The sequence below is a fragment of the Dolichospermum lemmermannii CS-548 genome (assembly GCF_028330815.1).
GTDB lineage: Bacteria > Cyanobacteriota > Cyanobacteriia > Cyanobacteriales > Nostocaceae > Dolichospermum > Dolichospermum lemmermannii.
Map to the genome: position 1 here is coordinate 1 of NZ_JAQMTJ010000284.1, position 6,167 is coordinate 6,167.

At 39.9% G+C, this 6,167-nt stretch carries 5 protein-coding genes; 4 read left to right on the top strand and 1 reads right to left on the bottom strand.

Annotated elements, in window-relative coordinates:
- The first annotated feature begins 180 nt into the window (after positions 1-180).
- Positions 181-1,332 carry an N-acetylglucosamine-6-phosphate deacetylase gene (gene nagA, locus PN450_RS19775; protein ID WP_271837301.1) on the top strand — a complete coding sequence of 384 codons (1,152 nt, stop codon included), beginning with the start codon at positions 181-183 and terminating at the stop codon, positions 1,330-1,332.
- 115 nt (positions 1,333-1,447) lie between these two features.
- On the opposite strand, the gene PN450_RS19780 is transcribed toward nagA, so the two are convergent.
- On the bottom strand, positions 1,448-2,161 hold the full coding sequence (locus PN450_RS19780) for an ATP-dependent Zn protease (protein ID WP_271837302.1): 714 nt from the start codon (positions 2,159-2,161) through the stop codon (positions 1,448-1,450).
- A 135-nt stretch (positions 2,162-2,296) separates the two neighbouring features.
- Here PN450_RS19780 and PN450_RS19785 point away from each other — a divergent pair, with 135 nt between their 5' ends.
- The 3 genes from PN450_RS19785 (at position 2,297) to PN450_RS19795 (ending at position 5,969) form a co-directional block, all read left to right on the top strand.
- Positions 2,297-2,875: a Uma2 family endonuclease gene (locus tag PN450_RS19785; RefSeq protein WP_271837303.1), complete on the top strand. Its 579-nt coding sequence runs from the start codon at positions 2,297-2,299 to the stop codon at positions 2,873-2,875.
- A 65-nt stretch (positions 2,876-2,940) separates the two neighbouring features.
- Positions 2,941-4,305, top strand: a complete 1,365-nt coding sequence (locus PN450_RS19790) for a cytochrome P450 family protein (protein ID WP_271837304.1) — start codon at positions 2,941-2,943, stop codon at positions 4,303-4,305.
- A 17-nt stretch (positions 4,306-4,322) separates the two neighbouring features.
- Entirely contained in the window at positions 4,323-5,969 is a 1,647-nt protein-coding gene (locus PN450_RS19795) for a lipoxygenase family protein (RefSeq protein WP_271837305.1), read from the top strand.
- Positions 5,970-6,167: the final 198 nt, after the last annotated feature.

Genomic DNA, 6,167 nt, shown 5'->3' on the forward strand with positions numbered 1-6,167 from the left:
ACTATTTTTGGCAATGACCGATAATTTATCTTCCAAATGCTTCGCCCCTACTGACAACGAACAACTGTACGGGCGAAGCATTTGGAGAACTATTTTTGGCAATGACCGATAATTTATCTTCCAAATGCTTCGCCCCTACTAACAACTGACAACTGACAACGAACAACTGACAAAAATACCATGCTGGCAAATGTAGATATTATCAACGCAAAAGTCCCCGGTTATCAAGATCTACAAAGAATCTTAGTTAACCAAGCAGGCATAATTGAGCAAATTATGTCTATGAATACAGCATGGGAAAAAGTTGTACGACAAGACTTACAAGTTTTAGATGTGGCTGGAGACTGGATTTCTTTAGGTGGTGTGGATTTACAAATTAATGGTGGACTGGGTTTGGCCTTTCCAGAATTAACAGTAAAAAATTCCTCTATGCTGCCAAAAATCTCTTCATTTCTTTGGGAAGCAGGAGTTGACGGTTATTTACCAACCTTAGTGACCACCTCTATCGAAAATATTCAGCGATCGCTTGCCATTCTCGCCAATTATACCCCCAATTCTCCAACCTCCGCAGAAATTCTCGGAGTCCACCTCGAAGGACCATTTTTAAACTACTACAAACGCGGCGCACATCCAGCCGAGTATCTTCTTCCCCTCACCATAGATCAAATTAAACGGGTATTGGGAGATTATGCCCATATCGTCAAACTCATCACCCTGGCACCAGAATTAGACACCACCGGGAAAGTCATCCCATATTTGCGTTCTTTGGGAATCACCGTCAGCTTAGGACATTCTCAAGCCACCGCAGCGGAAGCCCAACAAGCCTTTACTCAAGGTGCTACAATGATAACTCATTCCTTCAACGCCATGCCACCCCTACACCACCGCGAACCAGGGCTATTAGGCGCAGCAATGAACAATCCTGATGTGTTTTGTGCTTTTATTGCCGATGGTCAGCACGTTGCCCCGATGATCTTAAAAATTCTTCTGCGTGCCAGTGAAAGATTATTCATTGTCAGTGATGCCCTTGCACCATTAGGATTACCCGACGGCATCTATCCTTGGGATACCCGACAAATAGAAATTATCAACGGTACAGCCAGATTACAAGATGGGACATTAACGGGAACAACCCTACCATTATTAGTGGGAGTGCAAAATCTGGTCAAATGGGGAATTTGTGACGTAGAAACCGCCATTAGCCTCGCTACGGACGCACCTAGACAAGCTATTAATTTACCAACATTCGCCGCTAATCAGCCCGCTCATTTATTACGCTGGAACTGGGATCAAATTGGCAAAGAACTCTCTTGGAAACGGTTAACTGCCTGATATTCGGGCGTGAACATACCAGAATTTATAGGATTTGAGGATTTTCAGGACGCAAGAATTATAAGGAGAATGCCGAAAACCCTTGAAGGTGCGTCCGATTCAGTGTCAAAGATTTCTAGTGATAACCGCTCATTTTCTCCCCGTCTGGAGTGCCTTTGTGTGAGGTAATTATTTCTAAACACTCGACAATCGAAGCTCTTTTTCTCATTGCTGTCACCAAAGCTTGATAGCTATCCCAATTTTCCTGAATCAGATTTTTAGATTGAAGAAGATGAAACCGTTGTTTTTGCTGATAACCTGCTGCCGAAAACCCGATAACTTGCAAAAATTCATTTAACTTAATTTTATCATCATTGCCACCTTCAGCCGACTTAAAAACCAAAGTTTCCGCCGCAATTCCCGCCATCCAAATAGTACAATAACGGTCTAACATTTGAGCAGTAATTTGACCTGTTTCTATTTGCGCTGTTAACTCGCTATCTTCTAAAGTTATTCCCCCTTGTCCTGGTTGTCCTTTTTTCCAAGCTTCCCACGCGCTGAGAGTGTAGCTAGTCACCGGAATTCCTAACAGGTAAGCCACGAGAAAATGACCTGCTTCATGATGTAAAATGCGTTCTTTATATTCTGGAGAAAATCGCGCCACTAAATCTAATACTATCGTTCCTCCCTTTCCCTGAAAGCTGAAATTATCTAAAGTTGCAATTCCTAAAAATGTCACAGTAGCTAAAGCTGGTATCGTTGGAGAAAGATGTATTAATGGTCCTAATAGGCTGGAAAAAGTCATGAGAAAGACGAATATAGCAACGAGATTTATGGCAGTTTGGCTCATGGGAAGTTTTTTAAAGAGGTTGTTTAAATATCATAGAATATAGATCCCCGACTTCTTGAAGAAGTCGGGGATCTGAACATCTTGAATATTGCTATAATAAAATTGTACCATATTCCGTAAAACCATCTAAAAATCATGCAATCTCCATTAAATATTCTCACCGTTGAAGAATACCTAGAAACTGAGAAATCTAGCAATATTCGTCATGAATATGTGACCGGACAAGTTTTTGCAATGGCGGGTGCAAGCGAAGAACATAACCTGATAGCTGGTAATATTTACGCTATACTACGTCCTCATCTTCGCGGGAGTTCCTGTCGTGCTTTCGTGTCAGATATGAAAGTAAAAGTTAAAATCAAAAATGCTAATATATTCTACTATCCTGATATTATTGTTACTTGTGATCCTGAAGATAAGGAAAGATACTTTAAAACTCGTCCTAATTTGATTATAGAAGTTTTATCTAATTCCACAGCAACAATAGACAAACGTGAAAAACGCATTAATTATCAAACCATAGAGAGTTTAAAGGAATATGTTCTAATTTACCAAAATCAAATAAAAGTGGAGGTTTATCGTCAAGATGATCAAGGAAATTGGTCAACGGAAGTATTAGGAAAAGATGATAAATTACATTTAGATTCAGTTAACTTAACTTTGACAATGGCAGATATTTATGAAGATGTGATAGAACAAATAAATATCAAATATTAAAAAATATTGATCAAAACTGGATTATCTAATAAATTTATTTATACTTAGGAAGAAAAATAACCTTTATGCAGCCAACTACCATACCAAAAACCAATCTTCAGCCATCATTGTTAGACAAAGCCCTGAATAACTTTCAGGCTTGGGCAATAGAGAACCCTCAAAACCTAGTCAGCCGTACCTTTCTACCTATAATCAGTTTTGTAGAGGGAACAATTGCCAATAATCCACCTTACCTAGATAGGAAAAGGCAAGTGCTGGGGGATGCCTTTTGTTGTGCAGGGGAAGTAGTCTTAGGAGACTTTAAAACCCTAGAAACCGCCTTAACCTCACCCCAAGCCCGTGACTGGAGACTAGGAACTTCCATGCTTAGTTCTAGTCATGGTCCGGGAGTTGATCAAGGAGGTCGCAATGTTCTTTTAATTACTCTCTCAGACGCAGCCGCCGGAGGGGAAAATCATGATGCTTTCCGTAAGTGTGTTGATAATTACTTCTTTAATGAAGACATGGTAATGCGTCAAAATGATCAAGTAGCACAACGGTTGTTCAATAAGTTAGCGGCTGATTATGTAGATAGAATTACCAATAATACTTTAGAAGAATTTTTCAATAATGATCAACGGGATTGGATGGGCTTTTTAGTCCGGTATCTTCACTATGTTATTTTTGGTATTAATCCTGATGATCAAGCAACAATAAAAATTATTACAGACTTGCATTATACCAAAAGGGGAACATTATATTATTTTGCTGGCAGCAGTAGTTTAGAAAAGTTAAATATATGGGGATTTCGTCAAGTTCCTGAACTGGTAGAGCAAGTAGCGACGATTTACGAAAGTTCTCCAGCCTTAGCTAATTTTCAAGAGAACGACCCTAAATATCATAAAATGACGCGGCGAGAACTTGCAAAACTGATGGTGTCTTTAATGAGTATTGCCGGGTTGCAAGGTCCACTACACTTGGGAAAAACAGCAATGGGTTATCAATCCCTTCCTGCTTACCAAGGTCGTCAAACTGATAAAATTGATATTAAGAATTATTGGGACAGACTCGATCTTAATGATCGTCCTAGTATTCAACTTTTTCTGTTAGAATGCGCTCGTCTGTTTATGCCTGTAAGTGCCTCTCACAGAGTGGCGACAGAACCATTTACGGTGACAGTTGCGGGTAAAGCGCGAACTTTTCCGAAAGGAACTAAAATTTTAATTCCTATGCTTTTGGGGATGTTAAGTGAAGATTTTTGGGGAAAAACTGCTTATGAATTTAATGCAGACAGAGAAAATCTTTGCCCTTTTCACATGGGTTTTAATTCCGTTGGTTCTCGTCATGCTGGCCGCATTTGTCCGGGGAAAGACTTAGCATTAGAAATGCTAACCAATGTTATTATTACCGTGGGTAAAGCTCGTCGCTCTTATTTAAGCCAAATATCCTAGTCCATATCATAAATATTATGCAGCCATTTCTACCTCAAAATGACCCAAACCCGGCACAACGCCAATCTTCTCTAGAGAAAGGCCGCAAAGAGTATCAATTCATGTATGATTTTTTGCCTCCTATGGCGATGCTCAAAAGCGTACCTCCCGCAGAGAATTTTTCTACTAAGTATATTGCTGAACGGACATTAGAGGCAGCAGAACTTCCTCTAAATATGATGGCTGTTAAAACTCATGCTATGTGGGATCCTTTAGATGAATTGCAAGATTATGAGGACTTTTTCCCAGTTTTGCAAAAACCTAATGTGATGAAAACCTATGAAACCGATGATTCTTTCGCGGAACAACGGCTTTGTGGGGTAAATCCGATGGTTTTACGTCAAATTAAGCAAATGCCAGCTAACTTTGCCTTTACCATCGAAGAATTACAGGATAAGTTTGGCAATTCTATTAATTTAATCGAAAGATTGGCCACAGGAAATCTATATGTCGCTGATTATAGATCCTTGGCGTTCGTTCAAGGTGGCACTTATGCCAAAGGAAAAAAGTACCTACCAGCACCTCTAGCCTTTTTCTGTTGGCGCAGTTCGGGCTTTCAAGATCGAGGCCAATTAGTCCCTGTAGCCATTCAAATCAATCCCAAGGCAGGTAAAGTCAGCCCCTTGCTAACTCCTTTTGATGACCCTTTAACCTGGTTTTATGCTAAGTCCTGCGTGCAAATTGCTGATGCTAATCATCATGAAATGAGCAGCCATTTATGCCGGACTCACCTGGTAATGGAACCCTTTGCTGTTGTCACCCCGCGTCAACTGGCTGAAAATCATCCTCTGAGAATATTACTCAGACCCCATTTCCGGTTTATGTTGGCTAATAATGATTTAGCTCGCAAGCGTCTGGTTAGTAGGGGCGGTTTTGTGGATGAATTATTAGCAGGAACTCTGCAAGAATCATTGCAAATTGTGGTAGATGCCTATAAAAGTTGGAGTCTAGACCAGTTTGCTCTACCTAGGGAACTCAAAAATCGCGGTGTAGATGATGTGAAAAACTTGCCACATTATCCTTATCGGGATGATGGAATTTTGTTATGGAATGCGATTAATAAGTTTGTGTTTAACTATTTGGAGCTTTACTACAAGAGTCCAGCAGACTTGAAAGCAGACGGAGAACTGCAAGCTTGGGCGCGGGAATTGGTGGCTCAGGATGGTGGTAGGGTTAAGGGTATGAGCGATCGCATTGATACCTTAGAACAATTAGTTGAGATTGTTACTACTATCATATATATTTGTGGTCCGCAGCATTCGGCGGTTAATTTCTCCCAATATGAATACATGGGTTTTATTCCTAATATGCCCCTAGCTGCTTATCAAGCAATTCAACAAAAGGGTGATATTAAGGACCGTCAAGCCCTCATAGATTTTCTACCACCAGCAAAGCCCACAAATACCCAATTATCAACTGTGTACATACTTTCAGACTATCGTTATGACAGACTGGGATATTATGAAGAGGAAGAATTTACAGATCCAAATGCTGACCAAGTTGTGAATAAATTTCAGCAAGAATTGAATGTGGTACAGAGAAAAATTGAATTGAATAATAAGGGACGTTTAGTAAATTACGAATATCTCCAACCCAGACTTATTCTCAACAGTATTAGTATTTAACTAATTGCAGAATAGACAAAACCCCTTTTTTAATAATATTAAAATGGGGTATTTTATTCTTTATCATTCACTATAAACAAATGATATGATAGTTTCTCGTTCCCATACTCTGTATGGGAATGAATTACGGAAGGCTCTGCCTTCATTGATACTAAGTTATGGAGGCAGAGCCTCTCAGTAGCATTCCCAGTCGGAGAC

Coding starts and splice junctions, on each gene's coding strand:
- PN450_RS19785 (WP_271837303.1), top strand. CDS start 2,297: ATGCAATCTCCATTAAATATTCTCACCGTTGAAGAATACCTAGAAACT.
- PN450_RS19780 (WP_271837302.1), bottom strand. CDS start 2,161: ATGAGCCAAACTGCCATAAATCTCGTTGCTATATTCGTCTTTCTCATG.
- PN450_RS19790 (WP_271837304.1), top strand. CDS start 2,941: ATGCAGCCAACTACCATACCAAAAACCAATCTTCAGCCATCATTGTTA.
- nagA (WP_271837301.1), top strand. CDS start 181: ATGCTGGCAAATGTAGATATTATCAACGCAAAAGTCCCCGGTTATCAA.
- PN450_RS19795 (WP_271837305.1), top strand. CDS start 4,323: ATGCAGCCATTTCTACCTCAAAATGACCCAAACCCGGCACAACGCCAA.